The organism is Fructobacillus tropaeoli, from assembly GCF_001047135.2.
GTDB lineage: Bacteria > Bacillota > Bacilli > Lactobacillales > Lactobacillaceae > Fructobacillus > Fructobacillus tropaeoli.
In genome coordinates this window covers 124,986-147,037 of record NZ_DF968080.1, presented here as the reverse complement: position 1 = coordinate 147,037, position 22,052 = coordinate 124,986, and the positions used below count along the sequence as shown (strand labels likewise).

Here is a 22,052-nt window from a genome sequence, read left to right as displayed (position 1 = left end):
GATTTGTGGCTCTTGTCATCTCTTCTTGCATTTTAATCCAAATAAGTTGATAATGATTAGAAAATGATGATATTTATGAGAATAGGATGATAAATGAAGACGTTAAAAATTGAAGACCTCCATGTTCAAATCGATGGCAAGGAAATTTTAAAGGGTGTCAACTTGACCGTTAATACGGGTGAAATTCACGCCATTATGGGACCCAATGGAACCGGAAAATCGACCTTATCGCAAACAATTATGGGCCACCCGGCCTATCAAATTACCCAGGGGACCATCAAGCTGGACGGTCAGGACTTAAGTGAAATGAGTGTCGATGAGCGCGCTCGAGCTGGCTTGTTTTTGGCCATGCAATATCCGGCCGAAATTCAAGGTATTACAAATTTTGAGTTTATGCGTTCGGCCGTGAATGCCAGGCGCGCTGACGATGACCAGGTTGATGTCATGACTTTCATGAAGGAACTGGAAGAAAAGCGGAACTTTTTGTCGATGAATGCCGAGATGGCCAGTCGTTATTTGAACGAAGGCTTTTCCGGTGGTGAAAAGAAGCGCAATGAAATTCTGCAGATGCTAATGATTAAGCCAGCAATTGCCATTCTAGATGAAATTGATTCTGGTTTGGATATTGATGCCTTAAAAGTCGTTTCAAAGGGTGTTAATAGCATGCGCTCGGCTGATTTTGCTACCTTGATGATCACGCATTATCAACGCTTGCTTGACTATATCGTGCCAGATTATGTGCACGTGATGATGGGCGGTAAGATTGTGAAGACTGGTGGTCCTGATTTGGCCAAGCGTTTGGAGGGCGAGGGCTATGCAGCCCTGCGCGACGAACTAGGACTCGATATTACGCTGACAGACGAAGATGTACCGGTGGTGTGAAATGGAAGAGGTCAAAAGACAGATAATTGAAGAATTGCCCCTACCAGACTTTCCTAAGGTTCGTTTTCAACATTGGGGTTTGACGGACTTAGTGCCTGGTCAAGGACAGGCAGACCAGCCGTTGATGGCGCAAGCCGGGGAGACCGGCGTCGAGTTAGCGGGTCTGAGCCAAACGTACTATGATTTGCCGGAGGACTTGGTTGAGGCTGGCGTCTTACTCCTGCCACTGAAGCAGGCCAAGCAGGACTATCCGGACTTGGTTGAGCAAGTTTATGACCGAGTGGCCGAAACAAAGGACCGCTTGACGGCAGAAAATTTGCAAAGTGCTAACACGGGTCTCTTTGTCTACTTACCAGTCGGGGTAACGGTTGCCGAAAATTTGAACCTCTTTTTGGCTCACTTGGGTGCAGACGGTGACTTGGTTGGCCGGGTAGTAATTTATGCTGATCGAAATAGTCAGGCACGAATCGTCAGTCAATTAGAGACGGCTACTGCTGGCATTAGTAATGTTTCCTTGGTGATTGAGGTTTTGGCGGCCACCGGTGCCAAACTGACGATGGTTAACTTCGACCACTTAGACCAGGAGACGACTGGCTTTATTAATCGTCAGGCCGTTGTTGGTAACCAGGCGGAAGTCAATTGGGTCAACGCTGCCTTTAACGATGGCAACGTGATTAGCCAATTGACGACCAAGCTGGTTGGTGAGGGTGCTAAATCAGAAACCGGGGTGGCCGCGTTTACCTCAGGCAAGCAGGTCCAAGGTTTTAACACGGAAATTCAAAATATCGGTCGGCATACGGTTGGGCATATCTTCCAACGTGGGGTGATTTTGAATAGTTCAAGCCTGATTTTTAATGGGATGGGGCGGATTATCAAGGGCGCCAAGGGATCCGATGCCCAGCAGGAATCACGGGTCTTGATGTTATCCAAGCGCGCTCGTGGTGAGGCTAACCCGTTGCTCTTAATTGACGAAAGTGATGTTACGGCCGGGCATGCTGCCTCGGTTGGCCAGGTGGATGACCAGCAACTCTACTATTTGATGAGTCGCGGTTTGACGGAACAAGTCGCCAGAAGGCTGGTTGTTCGTGGCTTCGTGGGGGAAATCCTCGCGAAAATCCATGATGAGAAGGTCGAAAATCAGGTCGTTGCGGCCATTGAAAGAAAGTTAAACAATGAAAACGGTACGAGATGACTTTACAATTTTAAATCGGCAGGTCAACGGCCATCCGTTAACTTACCTTGATGGGGCGGCGACAAGCCAAAAACCAAGCCAGGTCTTAGACCGGATTCGGGCCTATTATGACCAAGAAAATGCCAATGTTCATCGTGGCGTTTACACGTTGTCGCAAGAGGCGACGACCAGCTATGAGGGTGCGCGGGCGAAGGTTGCGACCATGATTGGGGCGACTGCTGCCAAAAACATTGTCTTTACTAGGTCGACGACCGAAAGCCTGAATTGGCTGGCTCAGGGCTATGGACCGAACCAGCTGGAGGCCGGGGATGAAATCTTGTTAACCCAGCTGGAACACCACTCCAACATTGTTCCTTGGCAGGTGCTGGCCAAGGCGACGGGGGCTCGGTTACGGTACGTTTCCTTGGCGGACGAAGGCGAAATTGATTTGGCTGATTTTAAGGACAAGCTCAGTCAGAAGACGAAAATCGTCTCCTTTGCTCACGTATCCAACGTCCTTGGTAGCCTGGCACCCGTCAAGGAAATGACGGCACTGGCCCATGAGGTGGGGGCAACGGTTATTGTTGATGGGGCTCAGGCTGTTGGCCATTTTTCAATTGATGTTTCGGACTTAGATGTTGATTTCTATGTCTTTTCCGGTCACAAAATGCTTGGGCCGACCGGCATCGGGGTGCTGTACGGGAAAACTGATTTCTTAGAAGCAATGACACCGGTGCAATACGGTGGGGAAATGATTGAGCGGGTAACACTAGAGGAAGCGACCTTTCAAGAGATTCCCTGGCGCTTTGAAGCCGGAACGCCCAATATTGCCGGCGCCATCGGTCTCGGGGCAGCTGTCGATTACTTGAACGAGGTTGGCTTAGAGACAATCGCCGACAAAGAAGAAGAGTTGATGGCAGCCGCTTTGTCCGCCCTGGCAGAAATCCCTGATTTAACCGTGTATGGGCCAAAGGACGCCAAAAATCACCATGGTGTTTTGTCCTTTAACCTAGCGGGTGTTCATCCGCATGATGTTGCCACCGTTTTGGATATGGCCGGCGTTGAGGTTCGGGCGGGCCACCATTGCGCCCAGCCGTTAATGGATTATTTGGGTATTCAATCGGCCGTCCGTGCCACCTTTGCCTTTTACAATAACCAAGAAGACCTTGACCGCTTTGTTTCGGCTTTGCGGCAGGCTCGGGAGTACTTTGTATGAATCAAGCAGACTTAGGAATTTTATATCGGCAGGTCATCTTAGACCATGCTAAAAATCCGCATCATTTTCGGACGTTGCCAGCCTTGGTTGGTCAACAGGTTGAAAAGTTTAATCCAAGCTGTGGGGATGTTTTACAAGTGCGAATGGTTGTTTTGGAAAATCAGATTCAAGACATGTCCTTTGATGGCGCGGGTTGTGCCATTTCGATGGCTGCGGCTTCGATGCTGACAGAACAGTTGATTGGGCAAAGCTTGCCAGCAGCTCGGGAAAAATTAGCGGCATTTTCTGATTTATTAACGGCTGATCAGGGCCAGAGTCAGAACCAGGATGGCCTGTTCACCGGTGAAGGCCAATCAGCTGGGGCAAAAGGTGAGCAAGCGCAGGATGTTGACCTCGGTGAATTGTCGGCTTTGGCCGGCGTTCGTCAATTTCCAACCCGACTAAAGTGCGCCACTCTCGCCAGCCATGCGGCGACTGATTTAATAGCCAAGATTGAGGGGGAGTAAGAATGGAAATCGATCGACAAGAAGACCTGCAGCGAACGCGGGCAGCCATCGGGGCCGATGAAGAGTATGCTCATGGCTTTCATGATGACTACCAGGCAGTCTATTCGACCGGGCAGGGACTAAATGAAGAGATTATTCGTAAAATTTCGGCTAAGAAAAATGAGCCCGAGTGGATGCTTGATTTTCGCCTCCGGTCTTATCAGGCTTATTTGAAGATGCCGATGCAGGAGTGGGGCCCGGACTTATCCGAGCTGAACTTTGACGAAATTTATTACTATAACAAGCCAACCAACGGGAAATATCGGGATTGGGACGATGTCCCCCAAGAATTAAAGGATACGTTTGAGCGGTTGGGTGTTCCAGAGGCCGAACGGAAATGGCTGGCCGGCTCGTCTGCCCAGTATGAGTCCGAAGTGGTTTACCACCGGATGAAAGAGGAGTTCGAGAAGACGGGGATTGTTTTCACGGACACTGACACGGTTGTGCAGGAATATCCGGAATTAGTTCGAGAATATTTGGGTTCATTAGTGAAGCCCACCAATAATAAATTAGCTGCTTTGAACTCAGCTGTGTGGTCCGGGGGAACCTTTATCTATGTACCGAAGGGCGTTCATGTCACGACACCCATCCAGTCTTATTTCCGAATTAACACGGAAAAGGAAGGACAGTTTGAACGCACGTTGATTATTGTCGATGAAGGTGCCCATGTTGACTATGTCGAGGGTTGCTCCGCACCAACTTATTCGGAAGATTCCCTGCATGCGGCTGTGGTGGAAGTGATTGTAAAAAAGGACGGCTATTGCCGCTACACAACCATTCAAAACTGGTCGAATAATGTTTATTCTCTGGAAACGAAGCGGTCAGCGGCTGAGGAAAACGCCACAATGGAATGGGTCGATGGGAACTTTGGCTCAAAGACAACGATGAAATATCCTTCGGTTTATTTGAATGGCCAGGGGGCCAGAGGCACCATGCTCTCGATTGCTGTTGCCGGTGAGGGTGTGAACTTAGATTCTGGTGCCAAGATGATTCATAATGCACCCAATACGTCCTCTTCGATTGTGTCCAAATCCATTGCCCATGATGGTGGATCAACTGATTACCGGGGAACAGTGAAGTTCGGTCGCGATTCGGCCGGCTCTTTTGCTCACGTTGAATGTGACACCATCTTGGTTGATGACCAATCATCAGCGGATACCATTCCTTATAACACTGTTTTGAACGGGAATGTCTCGATGGAACATGAGGCAAAGGTTTCCAAGGTTTCTGAAGACCAACTTTATTATCTGATGAGCCGGGGAATTTCGGCCGAAAAGGCAACCGAAATGATTGTCATGGGCTTTGTGGAACCATTTACGAAAGAACTGCCGATGGAATATGCGGTTGAATTGAACCGCTTGATGAAATTTGAAATGAGTGGATCGGTAGGTTAAAAAATGGATGCAGGAAAAAAAGAAGAAATCATGTTGGCCTTGAGTCAGGTGATTGACCCGGACTTTCGTGTGGATGTCGTTAATTTGGGCTTTATTAATGATATTGATTTAAATGACCAGGGGTTGTGCTTAGTCAATATGACCTTAACCGTGATTGGATGTCCAATTATGGGCACTCTAGAAGAAATGGTCGCCGATGCCTTGAAAATTATTGATGGTGTCGAGGAAGTTAAGATTGAATATCGTTGGGAACCGGCTTGGTCGGTTGAAAGGATGTCACCATATGCCAAGGCCATGTTAGGCCTAAGTTAGAAAATAATGATAAAAACTTAATGTTTTAATTGAAATCTCATGAGCAAGGTATTATCATGATTATAACGAATCTAAGGGAGGAGAAAAATCATGAAGAACCAAGGCGTAATGATTGTTAAGACCATGCACAGCGCAAACTTGCTTGGCTTGTTGGGCAACCCCTAACGAGCCAAGGTTTTTAGCTGGCTGTTAGGGGGAACATCCTAATGGCTAGCCAAGGCAATTCATCTTTTTCTCTTTGCGGACTAGTCATTTTGATTAGCCCGTTTTTTTATTCACAAAGTGAGGGAAGAGTATGAAAAACCAGATTAGATTCTATGACACAACATTACGTGATGGCGAACAAACAATTGGTGTTAATTTCTCGATTGACGAAAAGGTCGCTTTAGCTAAAAGCCTTGAAAATTTTGGCGTTGATGCGATTGAAGCCGGTTTTCCGGCAGCTTCCGCGGAAGATTTCGAAGCAGTTGAGGCCGTTAGTGAGACGGTTCAAGAGGCAGAAGTGGTAGGCCTAGCTCGGATGGTGAAAAAGGATATTGACGCTGCGATTGCAGCCACCAACAAGGCCAAGCACCAAGTCATTCATGTCTTTATTGCGACTTCGCCAATTCACCGTGAAACCAAGTTGAAGATGTCTAAGGCAGAGATTATTGAAAAGATTCAAGAAGACGTTAGCTACACCAAGAGTCGCGTCGACAAGGTTATCTTTTCACCAGAAGATGCCACTCGGACGGAACCGGATTACTTGGTCGAAAGCATTAACGCTGCCATTGCCGCTGGGGCCACGACCATCAATATTCCCGATACGGTTGGTTATGATTTGCCGGAAGAATATGGTGAACTATTTGACTACCTTCATGACCATGTCCAAGCCTTTGACCAGGTGACTTGGTCAACCCATACGCACAATGATTTGGGCTTGGCCAATGCCAACGCCTTGGCGGGGGTCGCCCATGGCGCAACAGAAATTCAAGGAACCATCAATGGGATTGGTGAACGAGCCGGCAACGTTGACTTGATTGAAGCGGCCGTCACATTGCAGGTTCGCCGTGACCACTGCCAGCAAACTATTGCCTTGAACTTGCAGCAAGCCACTAAAATCGCCCACCAAGTTGAAAACTATTCGAAGGTCAAGATTGCGGCGAACAAGGCGATTGTTGGTCGAAATGCCTTTGCCCATGAATCGGGCATTCACCAGGATGGGTACTTGAAAAACCCAGCGACCTACGAAATCTTGTCACCAGCCATGGTTGGTGCCAGTGCTTCCATGCCATTGGGCAAGTTATCAGGATCGCATGCTGTTTCAGCCAAGTTGAAAGAGTTGGGTTATGAGATGCCGATTGAAAACATTGCCCATCTTTTCCCAGCTTTTAAGACGCTAGCGGAAAAAGTTAGCATTGTTTCCGATGACCAGTTGATTGCCTTAGCTGAACAGGAGTTAGCAGAAGGGGTGGTGGCAAAATGATGGATCGTCAAAAGATTGTTGTCTTCGAAGGCGATGGTATTGGGCCAGAAATTATGGCGGCCGGCTTGGATGTCTTGGCCGCTGTGACACAGGGAACTGATTTTACTTATGAAACAGGATTTTTGCCCTTTGGTGGTCAGGCAATTGATCAGGTCGGCGAACCATTGCCGAATAACACGATTAACCAAGCCAAGCGCGCCGATGCCATTTTGTTGAGTGCTATTGGCGGGCCAAAGTGGAATGCCTGTCCAAAAAGGCCGGAAGATGGCTTGTTGGCACTGCGGTCTGAGTTAGGACTCTTTGCCAACGTCCGGCCGACGGTCGTTGCCGATTCACAAATTGACCAATCACCTTTGAAGGCTGAGATTGTTCGCGGAACAGATTTCGTGATTGTGCGCGAGTTAACCTCTGGTGCTTACTTTGGTGAACCACGGTCAAAAACATTTGATCAGGCAATCGACACGATGTACTATAGCCGCTCCGAAATTGAGCGCATCATGGTTTATGGTTTTGACTTGGCGCAAAGCCGCCGCCAGCACGTGACGGTTGTTGATAAATCGAATGTGCTGGCGACCTCAAAGCTTTGGCGGGAAGTTGGCCAAGCTGTGGCGCAACGCTACCCTGAAGTGACGGTCGATTACCGCTATGTTGATGCCACTGCGATGGCCATTGTCGCGGATCCGACTCAGTTTGATGTGTTGATTACTCCAAATTTGTTCGGTGATATTTTAAGCGATGAGGCCGCTCAAATTACTGGCACGATTGGTCAGATTCCATCGCTTTCTGCTGGTGCGACCGGTCCAAAAATGTACGAGCCTATTCATGGTTCGGCGCCCGATATTGCAGGTCAGGGGATTGCCAATCCCATTTCGATGATTAAAACGGTTTCTCTGATGCTGTCTCAAAGTTTTCACCAGGAAAAATTAGCCAAGCAAATCGATGAGGCGGTTGAGTTAACAATCCGACGGGGGCAGGTAACACCTGATATGGGTGGGACTTGACTACCAAAGAGGTGACCGAGCAAGTGATGAATGCGATGCAAGAGGGGGTTTTCTCATGAGCCAAACACTTTTTGATCAAATCTGGAACCAACACGTTATCGCTGGTGAACCGGGGCAGCCACAGTTGCTCTACGTTGATTTGCACCTCGTGCATGAGGTGACGTCACCGCAACCCTTTGACGGGTTACGGACGAGTAACAGGCGCTTGCGGCGGCCTGATTTAACCTTTGCAACGATGGACCACAATGTGCCCACCAAGAACCTTGAGAGCGTACAAGACGAAATGTCACGGTTGCAGATGGCCACCCTGGAAAAGAACTGTCAGGAATTTGGTGTTGATTTGGCATCCGTGGGGGATGAGGACCAGGGGATTGTCCACGTTGTTGGCCCAGAATTGGGATTGACTCAACCTGGCAAGGTGATTGTTTGTGGTGATTCTCATACCGCGACCCATGGCGCTTTTGGTGCCATTGCCTTTGGAATCGGTACCTCGGAAGTTGAACACGTGATGGCCACCCAGACGATTTGGCAAGTCAAACCAAAAACAATGGGCATTAAGGTTACCGGGCACTTACCCGCCAATACCTATGCCAAGGATTTGATTATGGCTTTAATCGCCAAGTATGGGGTTTCCTTTGGGACTGGCTATGCAATTGAATTCTTTGGTGAAACGATTGAAAATTTGTCGATGCCAGAACGGATGACAATTTGTAATATGTGCATCGAGGCTGGTTCGAAGACCGGGATGGTCCAACCAGACCAAACCACCTTTGATTATCTGGCGGGCCGTAAGCGAGCGCCAAAGGACATGGAAAAGGCCAAGGAAGTTTGGTCACAACTGAAAACGGATGATGAAGTAGCCTTTGACCGTTTGATTGAATTTGATGTTAGTGATTTGAAACCAATGGTGACCTGGGGAACGAATCCTGGAATGGCGATGGCCGTTGACGAAAAGACGCCGGCTATTTCGAATTCAGATGACCAGGCGGCCTATGACTATATCGGCTTACATCCGGGGATGGCTGCCGAGGAAATTCCACTCGATTATATTTTCATTGGTTCTTGCACAAATTCGCGGTATGAAGATTTGGTGGAGGCTGCCAAGATCATGAAAGGCAAGCATCTGGCAGCAAACATTACGGCCTGGATTGTGCCAGGCAGCCGGGCAATTCGCAATCGGGCAATGAAAGATGGTCTGGCGCAAATCTTTTTGGATGCTGGCTGCCAGTGGCGCGAACCTGGTTGTTCAGCCTGCCTGGCAATGAATGAGGATAAAATTCCAGCCGGCAAGCATGCCGCTTCAACGTCGAATCGAAACTTTGTTGGTCGACAAGGGAAGGGGTCCAAGACGCACCTTGCTTCACCAGCAATGGTGGCAGCTGCCGGCATTGCCGGTCACTTTGTGGACATTACCAAGATTCATGACACAGCCGAAGCGGCAATGGGGGTCTAAGATGCAGTCATTCGTGAAAGAAGTGGGACGGGCAGCCGTTATTGATGCTAATAGTGTCAATACTGATCTGATTTTACCCAAGCAATTTTTGAAAAATATTTTAAAGACGGGCTTTGGCAAGTACCTTTTCTGGGATTGGCGGTACCTTGCTGATGGCCAAAAGAATCCGGACTTTGTCTTAAACCAAAAAGACCATCAGGGTGTTTCGATTTTAATTACCGGCGATAACTTTGGCAGTGGTTCCTCGCGGGAGCACGCTGTCTGGGCCTTGACTGATTTTGGTTTCCGGGCCGTGATTGCTGGTAGCTTTTCCGATATTTTTTATATGAACGCAACGAAAAATGGCCTTTTGCCGATTGTGTTGCCAAAGGCAGACCGCGATATCTTGATGACGGTTGCTGCGGATGAAGCCATCACGATTGACCTCGTCAACCAGGATGTTGCCATGGACGATCGTCACTTCCATTTCGATATCAATCCCCAGTGGAAGGAAAAGTTCTTGAAGGGTGAAGATGACATCGATTTGACCATGAAGTATGCCGACCAAATTCAGGCATATGAAGACCAGCGTCAGGCGCTGGTGTGAGGGGGCAAACATGGATCAAGTAAGCGTTAGTCAATTAGAAAGTCGGATGAACACTAGTAGCGCTAGCCCGTTGTTTTATAAGGTATTTACTCTAGTCGCTGCCGGGATGATCTTGGATGCGGCTGATGTCTACCTAGTGAGTGCCGTTAACTCCGTTTTGTTGAAAAATCACTTTGCAACCCTGGCACAGGGTTCGATGTTTCTCTCCGCTGGTTTTATGGGCCTCTTCTTTGGTTCCCTGTTAGCTGGCTACATCGGTGACCACTTTGGACGCCGAATTGCTTATCAAAGTAACTTGCTACTCTTTGGGTCAATGACCCTCTTGGGTGCCTTGGCACCAAATATTTGGACCTTGATTGTCTTGCGTTTTCTGGCCGCCATTGGTTTGGGTGCTGAAATCGTAACGGGCTTTTCACTGGTCAACGAATTTGCACCGATTGCTAGTCGAGGAAAATGGTCCGGTTTGGTATCAGTGATTGCCAATTCAGCCGCTCCACTGACCCTGTTGTTGTCAGCTTACGTGATTCCACATTACAGCTGGCGGATGATGTTTGTCATCGTTGGTGGGTTATCCCTATTACTCTGGATTGTTCGTCGTGGTTTCCCAGAGTCACCACGGTGGCTGATCTCTAAGAAACGCTATCAGGAAGCGGCGGTCATTATTGATCGGTTAAATCAGGACCGTGATGGCCTGACAGACCGCAGCCAGCAAAGCACGGTAGAAGAACCGGCAAAGCAAGCAACCAGTATTAAGCGAGGTTTGTTGGTAGCGATTGTTGCGGTCAGTGCTATTAATTTGGTCCAGTACACCTTTACTTCCTGGATGCCAACCCTGTTGGTTAAGCAGGGAGTTGCAGTAGCCCACTCGTTGGTTTTCTCGGCCGTGATGATGGTTGGCGCCCCATTTGGTGCTTTGCTCGGTGCTAGCTTGGTCGATTGGCTGGGTCGGAAAAAAGTCATCATCACGACCTTTATTTTTACAGCGGTTTGGGGACTGATTTATGCCAACCAACGTCAGGCAGAAGCTGTGATGGTTGTCGGCTTTATCTTAGTGCTGGCGATTTATGTCTTGATGGCTTCGATTGTCAGTGTTTACGTTGCTGAGCTTTTTCCAACGACTTTTCGTTTTCGGGGTGCCGGAATTGCCAACGCTGTGGCCAAGATTTTAACGGTCTTTACGCCTTATGTGGTAGCTTTTGCCCTGACTTATTTGAAGGCCAGCGTTATCTTTTGGTTTATCGCAGCGGTTGCATTGATTGCGGCGGTGATCGTGGCCATCTTTGGACCGGAAACGAAAAAAGTGGCCATCGAGTAAGCAACCAAGTAAATGTAGCAATCGAAACGAGGGGGATGCCGGCTGGCATCCAAGGAATTTTTGCAGGTAAAATCAGCAATCGCAAAAAAGTCGACGCCACAATAAGCGTTTGACAGCGAGCGTTAGTTCAAAAAGAGGAGAAGAAAATGACTGAAACGATGACAAAGACGATGACGAAGCAAGTGCACTGGAACGGGCATGTCCAAGAAGAGGCCATGACCATTTTGCAGGCGGGCAAGGGGATGATTGTCAGCCCAACCAAGGTTGGTTACATCATTATGACCACGGATAAGGCAGGCTTGAAACGGAAGTTTTCCGCCAAGAACCGTAAGCGCAATAAGCCCGGCGTTGTTTTGTGTGGTTCCATGGCCGAGTTGGAAGAATTGGCCGAAATGACACCAGAAATCAGAGATCTGTACCAAAAGCATTGGGACCAAGACATCTTGTTGGGCTGCATTTTGCCCTGGAAGAAAACGGGGATGGCCCAATTGCCAGATGATGGTTGCCAAGAATTGATGATGGATCAACGACAGACGAGTTGCTTTGTCATCAAATTTGGTCGGCCAAGCGAACAAATTGCCAAGGCATTGTGGGAAGAACACCACCAGTTTGCCTTTGCTAGTTCTGCCAACCCATCAGGGCAGGGGAACCGTGGCTTGGTTACTGGTATTGGTGAACGAATCGAAGAAGCCGCTGATTTGGTGATTGAGGCCGATGATTACGTGGCTTCAATTCAACCGGATAAGAACATCGACACCCGCTACGAGCAAGGGGTAATGGTTTCGATGGTTGACGAAAATGGACATTTGATTCCAGAACAAAACAATCAGGTGGGCATCCAGCCATGCCCAATCGTGATTCGGAAAGGACTTGATATCGACAAAATTATGGCCAACATGGCACAGATTTTTACGAGTTTTGATTATCGCCATGGTTTTTATTACTGAAGTAGCTTTTAGAAAGTAGAAAAGAGGAGCAGTATTTATGACAGACAGTCACAGTTGGAAGTTCGACATTAGCCGTTATGGGGCCTTTATTTTGGGTATCTTGGCTCTGGGCATCGTGTTTTTGAGCACGGGGATGAGCAAGTAGCCTCAGTTACTCGGGATGGCCGGGATTTCGTTTACCTTTGGCCTGCGCCACGCCTTTGATGTTGATCACATTGCCGCTATCGACAATATGACCCGGAAAATGTTAAATGATCACAAGAATACGAGAGGGGTTGGGTTTTCCTTCTCCTTCGGGCATTCTTTGGTCGTGGTGTTGTTGACCCTATTGACGGTACTTTTTGTTGAATGGGCCGATCATTCTTTGCCAATTTTGGAGTCCGTTGGTGGGATGTTTGGGACCATGATTGCCGCTGTGATGTTGTTAATGCTGGCTTGCTTTAATACCTTTATCCTGCGTGGTATTTGGAAAAATTTTCGGCAAATGAAGAAGGCGGCTTTGGATCCCGATAACGAGCAATTAGCCGCTGAATCACGGATTTACCGCTTGTTCATGAAGATGTTGAACCTAGTGAACCACAACTGGCAAGTGGCGATTGTTGGTTTCTTGTTTGGTTTGGGCTTTGACACGGCAACGCAGGTGGCGGTCTTAGCCACATCGGCAACGGCAACGACTGCTGGTGTTCCCTGGTATGCCATCTTATCCGTGCCTCTGTTCTTTACCGCAGGGATGTGCTTGATGGATACTTTGGATGGTTTCTTCATGTCAACAACCTACAACTGGATTATTTCAACTTCTTACCGCAAGGTTTACTTTAACCTGATTTTGACAAGTATCTCGATTATTGCTGCTGGCTTTATCGGTGTTGTCGACTTGATTCAATCAATGTCAGCCATGTTCCACTGGGACAACTTCTTGACCAAGTGGGCGGGTGCGCTCGATTTCAACGAATTAGGCATTATTTTGGTGGTGATTTTCGTTGTTGCCTGGGCAGTTGCTTTGCTGATTTGGAAGCTGATGAACCTGTCAAAGTATGATCAAGTCGAGTCATAATATTTGGAAAAATCAGCGTACCAACGGCTGCCGTTCGATTGTCTTTGATAAAAGTACTTGCAATTTTTTTCAGATGCGCTTACAATTATCACATTCATGAGGACGAGTAATCGGTACAAGTCTGCTAGAGACGTCACGGTTGGTGAAAGTGACGGGCGAAGCCGGTGAAAACTCCCTCAGTAGTGGCCTTTGAGTAATGCGTGAAATGAAGCCCGGTTGTCAGCCGTTATCTTGGCAAAAGAGTGTTGTCTAGGTCTTTTTACTTAGGCAAAACACGGGTGGTACCACGCAACAAAGCGTCCCTAGAGATTTCTAGGGACGTTTTTTTTGTTTGGCCAGCCGCGTGGAGGAGAAACAGATGGAAAATGGAAAAGAATTAAAGCGGTCATTGTCATCGTTCCAGATGGAAATGATTGCCCTTGGTGGCACAATTGGTGTTGGACTCTTCTTGGGGTCATCATCGACCATCAAGTGGACGGGAACGTCCGTCTTGCTAGCCTACCTATTGGCTGGGCTGGTCTTATATATTGTCATGCGGGCATTGGGTGAGATGCTCTACGTGAAGCCAATCGTTGGATCATTTGCCAACTATGCAACGAAGTATATTCATCCGGTTGCCGGTTACCTAACTGTGTGGGCGAATGTCTTCCAGTGGTTGACGGTTGGAATTTCGGAAACAATCGCCGTCGGTGATTACATGCACTACTGGTGGCCAGGTGTGCCAACCTGGGTAACGGGTGTGATTGTCTTAATCCTGTTGACGTTAACAAACTTGGTAACGGTTAAGGCCTACGGTCGATTGGAAGCCTGGTTCTCAATCATTAAGGTTTTGACGATTGTCTTTATGATTATCTTGGGATTGTTGATGATTCTCTTTGGCTTTGGTAATCACGGTCATGCCATTGGTTTCTCAAACCTGTGGTCACACGGACCATTCTTTGCTCACGGCTTCAAGGGCTTCATGTTTGCCTTGTCAATCGTGGTCACTTCTTACCAAGCCATCGAAATCATCGGGATTACGGCTGGTGAAGCGGCCCACCCACAAGAAGCCATTGTGAAGTCGATTAAGTCGATTGTTGCGCGAATCCTGATTTTCTACGTTGGGGCAATCTTTGTGATCGTAACGATTTATCCTTGGGATAAATTAGACACGGTCGGCTCACCGTTCGTTGAAACGTTCGCCAAAGTTGGGATTACGGCTGCTGCCGGAATCATCAACTTCGTGATGTTGACGGCTGCAGCCTCCGCATTGAATTCTGGTCTGTTCTCATCATCACGGATGTTATACACATTGGCACAGCAAAAGGAATTGCCACCAGTCTTCTTGAAGTTGTCAAAGAACCGCGTGCCAGACGTTTCCGTGATGGCCATGTCTGTTGGAATTTTGCTGGGAATCGTCTTAAACGCCGTCTTACCACTTTTCTGGAAGGGGTCCGAGAACATCTTTGTCTTGGTTTACTCGGCTTCAACCTTGCCAGGAATGGTGCCATGGTTTGTGATTTTGATTTCTCAAATTAAGTTCCGCAAGGAAAACCCAGACCTGATGAAGGGCCACCCATTCATGTTGGCTTTGTCACCATGGTCGAACTACTTTGCAATTTTCTTCCTATTAATTACTTTGGTCTTCATGGTGATTAACCCAACGACTCGGGTACCATTGGCCATCGGCTTTGGTTTCTTGTTTTTCATGGGGCTCTTGTACTTCTGGACGCACCGTAACCAGCAAGAAGTTAAGTAAAAATCAGCTTCGCTGACAAGGTCGTCTTGGTTGCTTAATTGGATGCATTTTAACCGAGATGACCGAGATAATTGTTGTCAGTGGTTGGCTGTCTCCCACCTTTCATACTGAATTTGTTTGGTCTAGATAATTATTTTATCTAGTGTTGACATTCAGGGGGGCAGTCTGTAATATATATTAGGGCTCACATTTAATGTGAAAATCTTTTATTGCTCCCAAGCTACTGCTTGGGAGCCTTTCTATTTTATTTAATGAATTTTGGCTAAAACCATAGCAAAATTCAGTGTGTCAGGCAAAACATAGGAGGCATTATGGCAAAGAAGCAAACCAAGTATATTTTCGTCACCGGTGGGGTCGTTTCATCCCTTGGAAAGGGAATCGTAGCAGCTTCTTTGGGTCGTTTGTTGAAAAACCGCGGCTTGAAGATGGCAATTCAGAAGTTGGATCCTTACATCAACGTTGACCCAGGTACCATGTCTCCATACCAACACGGGGAAACGTATGTAACGGGCGATGGCCTGGAAACTGATTTGGACATGGGCCACTACGAGCGTTTCATGGATATCAACACGAACATGTACTCAAACGTGACGACTGGTCGGATTTATTCAGAAGTTTTGGCCAAGGAACGTAAGGGTGATTACCATGGTGCGACTGTCCAGGTTATCCCACATATCACGAACGCCATCAAGGACAAGATTGTTAAGGCTGGTGAATCAACTGATGCCGATGTTGTTATTGTCGAAGTTGGTGGAACGGTTGGTGATATCGAATCATTGCCATTTATCGAAGCCTTGCGTCAAATGAAATCAGACTTTGGTAACGAAAATGTCTTCTACCTGCACACATCATTGATTGTTTACTTACAAGCAGCCGGTGAGGCAAAGACAAAGCCAACACAACACTCTGTTTCACAGTTGCGTTCATTGGGTATCCAACCAGACATGTTGGTCTTGCGGACACAACACCCATTGACAGATGAAATGAAGACAAAGTTGGCAACCTTTACGGATGTTAACCCACAAGCGGTTATCGAATCACGCGATGTGGACACTTTGTACGAAATTCCTTTGAACTTGCAAGCACAAAAGATGGATCAAGTGGTTGTTGATAAGTTGAAGTTGGATGTGCCAGAAGCCGACATGACGGAATGGAAGGCCATGGTTGATGCCATCGAGCATCCAAAGAAGACCATCCATGTTGCCGTTGTTGGTAAGTATACTGATTTGCAGGATGCTTATATCTCAGTAAACGAAGCCTTGAAGCACGGTGGTTACTCACAAGATACTGATGTTGAAATTGCCCACATTAATTCTGAAACGGTGACGGAAGAAAACGTTGCTTCCTTGTTGAAGGATATGGATGGCATCATGGTTCCTGGTGGCTTTGGTCCTCGTGGAACAGAAGGTAAGATTCAGGCAATCCGTTATGCCCGTGAAAACAACATTCCATTCTTGGGTGTCTGCTTGGGGATGCAATTGGCCTCTGTTGAATTTGCCCGTGATGTCTTGGGTTATGAGGATGCCAACTCAATCGAGTTGAACCCTGAAACAACGCATCCAATCATCGCTTTGATGGATGACCAGAACCAAGTGACTGACTTGGGTGGGACACAACGTCTTGGCTTCTATCCAACTTGCCTGTTGGAAGGCACAAAGACTGCTGCTGCTTATGGTAACAAGTCTGAAGTTGACGAACGTCACCGTCACCGCTACGAATTTAACATTAAGTACCGGGACGAATTTGAAAAGGCTGGTATGGTCTTCTCAGCAACATCACCTGATAACAAGTTGATGGAAGTCATCGAATATCCAAAGAACGACTTCTTTATTGCTGCTCAATACCACCCAGAATTTATTTCACGGCCAAACAAGCCAGAAGGTTTGTACAACAGCTTTATTACTGCTGCTGTGGCCTATAACGAAAAGTAAGCACCAAGCTGATTTTTTAATGAATGCTTTGTTTTGAAGACAAAAAGGTCGCCATATTATTTGGCGGCCTTTTCGTACATAGAAGTCGTGAGGGTATAATAAAGTTATGTTAGCCAATATCTCAAAACACCTTGAACAAAAACTGCTCCTCTTACCAGATGAACCAGGTTCTTATCAAATGAAGGACCGTTTGGGCAAAATTATTTATGTTGGTAAAGCCAAAAACTTGAAGAACCGGGTGCGGTCATATTTTAAGCAGGACCATACTGGCAAGACGGCCGAACTGGTTGCCAATATTGTTGACTTTGACTTTATCGTGACCAATTCCGATAAAGAAGCCTTCTTGTTGGAAAATGAGTTAATTAAGAAGTATAAGCCCTATTACAACATTCGCTTGAAGTATGGAACAGGCTATCCATACATCAAGATTACCCGCGAAACTGATCCACGAATGGCCTTGGTTTCAGAGGTTAAGAAGGATGGTGCCTTTTACTTTGGTCCTTATCCTAACGTGTATGCTGCCCAGGAAACGCTCCATTTCTTGGAAAAGAATTACCCACTAAGGCGGTGCAAGGGTCGCCAAGGTCGTCCTTGCCTCTATTATTCGATGGGCCAGTGTTTGGGTGCTTGTTTTCGGGATGTTCCCAAGGCGGAATATACGGCTCAGGTTGACCGAATTAAGCGCTTTTTGTCCGGTGATACCAAAGTCGTGAAACGCCAAATTGAAAAGCAAATGGGTCAGGCTGCTGAAAATTTGGAGTTTGAGCGAGCAGCTGATTTACGTGACCAACTGAAGTATATTGATGAAACAGTTGAAAGCCAGCGAATATTGTCGAATGATTCAACGCCACGCGATATCTTTAACTTTTACCTAGATAAGGGATGGATTACGGTTTCCGTGATGTTTGTTCGGCAGGCCCGCTTGATTCGCCAGAGTAAACAGACCTTTGCCGTTGTTGGTGATGGGATTGATGAATTTACAACCTTTATCCAGCAATTCTACCTGCAAAAAAATATTCAAAAGCCAAAGGAAATTTTGGTGCCAAAGGGTGTTGACCATGACCTTCTAGCCGCTGCCCTGGACGTTCCGGTGCGCACGCCCGTCCGCGGTGAAAAGAAGGACCTGCTCGATTTGGCAGAAAAGAACGCCAAGATTGCCCTGGATGAGAAGTTCCGCCTGATGGAATTGAATGAGCAAAAGACGTCGGGGGCCATGAAGGAAATCACTGATGTCCTTGGAATTTCAATGGGTCACCGGATCGAAGCCTTCGATCATTCTCATACCCAAGGGGAAGAAATTGTGTCGGCGATGGTGGTCTTTGAAGATGGCCGGCCAAACAAGGATATGTACCGGAAGTACAAGATTAAGTCGACCGATCATGCCGATGAGTGGCTAGAAACGCAAGAAGTTATTCGGCGACGTTATTCCCGCCTGTTGAAGGAAGGGGCTGAGATGCCGGACCTGATTTTAATGGATGGGGGCATCATCCAGCTGCATGCGGCCAAGGAAGTTTTGGAAGATGAGCTGGGCCTTGATGTACCAATTGCGGCCATGGTTAAAAACGATAAGCACAAGACTGCTGACTTGATTAACGGGAAGACGGAAGAGGTCGTGCGCTTAGACCACCAGTCTCAGGGCTTCTTCTTGGTTCAGCGAATCCAAGATGAAGTTCACCGCTTTGCCATTACTTTCCACCGTCAGTCGCGGTCGAAGAAATCCTTGTCTTCGCGCCTGGATGCGATTGCGGGAGTCGGTCCGAAAACGAGACAGAAGCTGTTGACCAACTTTGGTTCGATCACCAAGATTGAAGCGGCCAGCATCGAAGAGCTTGAAGCCTTGGGATTGTCATCCAAGGTTGCTCAGCTAGTTCACTGGTCACTGTCGGAGCAAAAGCCTTAAGGAAAATCGGCTTAATTGGCCAGTCAGGTTAGAATGGTTTTATATGCTGCCGGCAATCATTGGCGTTTTACCCCTGGTTTGCAGTATATTGGTAGTGTTGACACAATTGATAGGTGACGTCAAAATTTTTGCTATGGTGAAAAATCAGGTCATTTTTGTCCTGATTTGGCGTCTTCTGGGCAGAAGTGTAGGCAAAGAGAACTTTCTGTGATACACTTAACTGTCTAGATTCATTGGATTAAAAAAGGAGTAGCGCATTGCGCGCGAATACAAATGGCATTTGTTGATCAAGCACAAGTTGAGCTAAAAGCAGGTAAGGGTGGCGATGGAATCGTTTCCTTCCGTCATGAAAAGTTTGTGGCCATGGGTGGTCCCTTTGGTGGGGACGGTGGCCATGGTGGTTCCATCATCTTGAAGGTGGATGAAGGACTACGAACTTTGATGGATTTCCGTTATAATCGTCACTTTAAGGCCCAGTCTGGTGGCAATGGTGGGACCAAGGGGATGACCGGTGCGTCTGCAGACGACCGAGTGATTAAAGTTCCTCAAGGGACCATCGTGACCGATGCTGATACCGGTGAGGTATTGGGTGATTTAGTGCGCCCTGATCAGACATTACTGGTTGCTCGTGGTGGTCGTGGTGGTCGTGGTAACATTCGTTTTGCCACACCAGCTAACCCAGCTCCTGAATTATCTGAAAACGGTGAGCCAGGTCAAACACGACAAATTAAGTTGGAACTGCGAGTTTTGGCTGATGTCGGTTTGGTTGGTTTCCCATCTGCTGGAAAGTCAACATTGTTGTCAGTGGTTTCAAATGCAAAACCAAAGATTGCGGCTTACCACTTTACAACGATTGACCCGAACATCGGAATGGTTCGCTTGGGCGATAACCGTGACTTTGTCATGGCTGATTTGCCAGGATTGATTGAGGGGGCTTCTCAAGGTGTTGGATTAGGTTTCCAGTTCTTGCGTCACGTTGAACGGACTCGCGTTATCTTGCACCTGGTGGATATGTCTGGCATTGAAGGACAGGATCCTTATGTTCAGTACAAGAAGATTTTGACTGAATTGAAGGAATATGATCCAACGATTTTGGAGCGACCACAAATCGTGGTTGCTACTAAGATGGACATGCCAGATTCAGAGGAATTGTTTGCGAAGTTCCAGGAACAGGTGCAAGCAGATTCCGGTTTGGCCAAAACGCCTGAAATTGTTTCGATTTCAGCTGTGACTCATGATGGCGTTGATGCGCTTTTGCGTAAAACAGCCGACCTGTTGGATCAAGCACCAGTACCAACGGCTTACCAACAAGAAGAAGAAACAACAGAAGAGAAAATTTACCAGTACAAGAAGCAGACGCCTGTTATTTCCGTTGATTGGGATGATGAACTTTCTTGCTGGTTGATTTCTGGACCGGAAGTCGAAAAGCTTGCTGCCATGACGAACATGCAACGTGAAGCAACCATTATGCGCTTTGCCCGTCAACTCCGCCATATGGGTGTTGATGATAAGTTGCGCGAAGCTGGTGCCGAAGACGGCGACGACGTTCGAATTAATAATACAAACTTTGTCTTTGAATATTCTGAATAAGCCAAAAACCATTGGCTACCTTTCAGTCGAAAAAGCCCACCTACAAAAATCGTAAGGCGGGCTTTTGTTATAATAGAAGTGAATTTTAAAAACGGGCGGATTGCCGTCAAAAAGACAGTCACCAAAAATAAGGAAAATAAAGAATGATTTTACCGGAACTTGCCAATTTATTTCATGAACAATTTCAAGAAGAAACGCCAATTCAAAAGGCCCTTTTTGACCGAATGACCGCCGGTGAATCCGTCTTCGGCCTGGCACCGACTGGTTCTGGGAAGACGCTGGCTTTTGCTTTACCAGTGTTGTCTAGGATTGATTTGACGGCCAAGCAGAGTCAGGTTCTGATTTTAGCACCGTCACAGGAACTAGGGGCACAGCTGGCCCAGGTCATTCGCCCGTATGCGAGTGAGGTTGGCGTGAAAGTTGCCGCCTTAATTGGTGGGGCCAACGGGAAACGTCAGGCTGATAAGTTGAAGAAGGAGAAGCCGGCTATCGTGGTCGGGACTCTTGGCCGGATTTTAACGATGATTGATGGTGGGGCATTGAAAACCAAGCACCTGAAGACGTTAATTGTCGATGAGGCCGATGCGACCTTGAACGAGGAACATCAGGAAGACTTAAATGCTTTAGCGAATGCGCTTCCTCCACTTGACCAGGTGGATCTTTTTTCAGCTACCTCCGGTGTCGACTTGGCCTGGGTCAAGGAACTTTTTGGCCACTCTGTGAAGCCGGTTTCCGTGGAAAATCAGGCACCAAAAACGATTGACCATACCTACTTGCACGTTGATGCCAAGGCAAACCACAAGGTCTTGATTGAATTAGCTCGTCGACACCAGCAAGCCCTGGTCTTCTTTAACACCATCGGGGCCTTGGTTGCTGCACAAGCAGCCTTGCGCCACGAACATGCTTCCGTTATGTCCGTTGGGAACAACGAGAAGTCGCACTTAAAGCGGGCCGACGCCCTCCAATCGTTTAAGAAGGGCAAGCTTGACTTGTTGCTGGCAACCGATGTGGCTGCCCGTGGTCTTGATATCCAGGGCTTGCCATTAGTGGTGAACGCGCAAATTCCGAATAACTTGACGACCTACCTTCACCGAACTGGTCGAACAGGACGCGCGGGTCTTTCCGGCCAAGTGCTGAACCTTGGTAACGACCACGATATTCGCAAGTTGAAGCAGTACTTGCCAGAGGAAATCAGCCTGGAAAAGTTTGACTGGGCTGCAGCTGATGAAAAGCAACAGGAAGCTAAGAAGTTGCAAAAGGCGATGGCGACAGTGACAGATGATGGTGCTGATTTGGACGAAGAAAAGCAGCCACGTGCTGAAAAGAAGCGGGCCACCAACCCTCAGGATGGCAAAATCCGCAAGGCCGATAAGAAGAACCGTCAAAAGCAGTCCGAAGAGAAACGCGAATTGACTTCCAAGGAAGCCGCTAAGGCCAAGAAAAAGCACCAAGCACGGAAGAAGAAGGATAAAGGAAAGCCAAAATGGGCTAGCCGACCTCAGGATTCGAAGTGATTTAATCGGGTTGCCGTGTTTTCAAGTGTGGCCAACTG

16 protein-coding genes, 2 pseudogenes and 1 other annotated feature are annotated in these 22,052 nt (G+C 47.5%); all 18 genes and pseudogenes read left to right on the top strand.

Features of this window, described 5'->3' with window-relative positions; translation table 11 throughout:
- Positions 1 to 93 precede the first annotated feature (93 nt).
- The 18 genes and pseudogenes from sufC to AOQ32_RS03495 all read left to right on the top strand — a co-directional run bounded on the left by sufC (position 94) and on the right by AOQ32_RS03495 (position 22,014).
- Positions 94 to 882, top strand: coding sequence for a Fe-S cluster assembly ATPase SufC (sufC, locus tag AOQ32_RS03580; protein ID WP_059393622.1), 789 nt, complete (start codon positions 94 to 96; stop codon positions 880 to 882).
- A gap of 1 nt (position 883) precedes the next feature.
- Positions 884 to 2,074: a Fe-S cluster assembly protein SufD gene (gene sufD, locus AOQ32_RS03575; RefSeq protein WP_059393621.1), complete on the top strand. Its 1,191-nt coding sequence runs from the start codon at positions 884 to 886 to the stop codon at positions 2,072 to 2,074.
- Positions 2,055 to 3,269 carry a cysteine desulfurase gene (locus AOQ32_RS03570; RefSeq protein WP_059393620.1) on the top strand — a complete coding sequence of 405 codons (1,215 nt, stop codon included), beginning with the start codon at positions 2,055 to 2,057 and terminating at the stop codon, positions 3,267 to 3,269. Before sufD ends, AOQ32_RS03570 begins: the two co-directional genes overlap by 20 nt.
- A complete protein-coding gene (sufU, locus tag AOQ32_RS03565) occupies positions 3,266 to 3,775 on the top strand; it encodes a Fe-S cluster assembly sulfur transfer protein SufU (RefSeq protein ID WP_059393619.1) in 510 nt (169 codons plus the stop codon). Before AOQ32_RS03570 ends, sufU begins: the two co-directional genes overlap by 4 nt.
- 2 nt (positions 3,776 to 3,777) lie before the next feature.
- Positions 3,778 to 5,208 (top strand): Fe-S cluster assembly protein SufB, encoded by a 1,431-nt coding sequence (gene sufB, locus AOQ32_RS03560; protein ID WP_059393618.1) that lies wholly within the window; start codon positions 3,778 to 3,780, stop codon positions 5,206 to 5,208.
- Positions 5,209 to 5,211: 3 nt separating this feature from the next.
- Positions 5,212 to 5,520, top strand: coding sequence for a metal-sulfur cluster assembly factor (locus AOQ32_RS03555; protein WP_059393617.1), 309 nt, complete (start codon positions 5,212 to 5,214; stop codon positions 5,518 to 5,520).
- Positions 5,521 to 5,815: 295 nt separating this feature from the next.
- Positions 5,816 to 6,985, top strand: coding sequence for a 2-isopropylmalate synthase (locus AOQ32_RS03550; protein ID WP_059393616.1), 1,170 nt, complete (start codon positions 5,816 to 5,818; stop codon positions 6,983 to 6,985).
- Positions 6,982 to 8,045, top strand: a pseudogene (gene leuB, locus AOQ32_RS03545) (3-isopropylmalate dehydrogenase). The gene AOQ32_RS03550 and the pseudogene leuB overlap by 4 nt, the downstream one beginning before the upstream one ends.
- Positions 8,042 to 9,439 carry a 3-isopropylmalate dehydratase large subunit gene (gene leuC, locus AOQ32_RS03540; protein ID WP_059393615.1) on the top strand — a complete coding sequence of 466 codons (1,398 nt, stop codon included), beginning with the start codon at positions 8,042 to 8,044 and terminating at the stop codon, positions 9,437 to 9,439. The pseudogene leuB and the gene leuC overlap by 4 nt, the downstream one beginning before the upstream one ends.
- 1 nt (position 9,440) lies before the next feature.
- Complete coding sequence (gene leuD / locus AOQ32_RS03535) at positions 9,441 to 10,025, top strand: 3-isopropylmalate dehydratase small subunit (protein ID WP_059393614.1); 585 nt, start codon at positions 9,441 to 9,443, stop codon at positions 10,023 to 10,025.
- Positions 10,026 to 10,035: 10 nt separating this feature from the next.
- Entirely contained in the window at positions 10,036 to 11,340 is a 1,305-nt protein-coding gene (locus AOQ32_RS03530; RefSeq protein WP_059393613.1) for an MFS transporter, read from the top strand.
- A 170-nt stretch (positions 11,341 to 11,510) separates the two neighbouring features.
- A complete protein-coding gene (locus AOQ32_RS03525) occupies positions 11,511 to 12,287 on the top strand; it encodes an L-threonylcarbamoyladenylate synthase (RefSeq protein WP_199504894.1) in 777 nt (258 codons plus the stop codon).
- A gap of 37 nt (positions 12,288 to 12,324) precedes the next feature.
- Positions 12,325 to 13,341, top strand: a pseudogene (locus AOQ32_RS03520) (HoxN/HupN/NixA family nickel/cobalt transporter).
- Positions 13,342 to 13,425: 84 nt separating this feature from the next.
- Positions 13,426 to 13,648, top strand: a binding site (T-box leader).
- A 51-nt stretch (positions 13,649 to 13,699) separates the two neighbouring features.
- Positions 13,700 to 15,079, top strand: a complete 1,380-nt coding sequence (locus tag AOQ32_RS03515) for an amino acid permease (RefSeq protein ID WP_059393612.1) — start codon at positions 13,700 to 13,702, stop codon at positions 15,077 to 15,079.
- 311 nt (positions 15,080 to 15,390) lie between these two features.
- Positions 15,391 to 17,010 carry a CTP synthase gene (locus AOQ32_RS03510; RefSeq protein WP_059393611.1) on the top strand — a complete coding sequence of 540 codons (1,620 nt, stop codon included), beginning with the start codon at positions 15,391 to 15,393 and terminating at the stop codon, positions 17,008 to 17,010.
- Positions 17,011 to 17,116: 106 nt separating this feature from the next.
- Positions 17,117 to 18,910, top strand: a complete 1,794-nt coding sequence (uvrC, locus tag AOQ32_RS03505; RefSeq protein ID WP_059393610.1) for an excinuclease ABC subunit UvrC — start codon at positions 17,117 to 17,119, stop codon at positions 18,908 to 18,910.
- Positions 18,911 to 19,183: 273 nt separating this feature from the next.
- Complete coding sequence (gene obgE / locus AOQ32_RS03500; RefSeq protein WP_059393609.1) at positions 19,184 to 20,500, top strand: GTPase ObgE; 1,317 nt, start codon at positions 19,184 to 19,186, stop codon at positions 20,498 to 20,500.
- A 143-nt stretch (positions 20,501 to 20,643) separates the two neighbouring features.
- Complete coding sequence (locus tag AOQ32_RS03495) at positions 20,644 to 22,014, top strand: DEAD/DEAH box helicase (RefSeq protein ID WP_059393608.1); 1,371 nt, start codon at positions 20,644 to 20,646, stop codon at positions 22,012 to 22,014.
- The last annotated feature ends 38 nt before the right edge of the window (positions 22,015 to 22,052 follow it).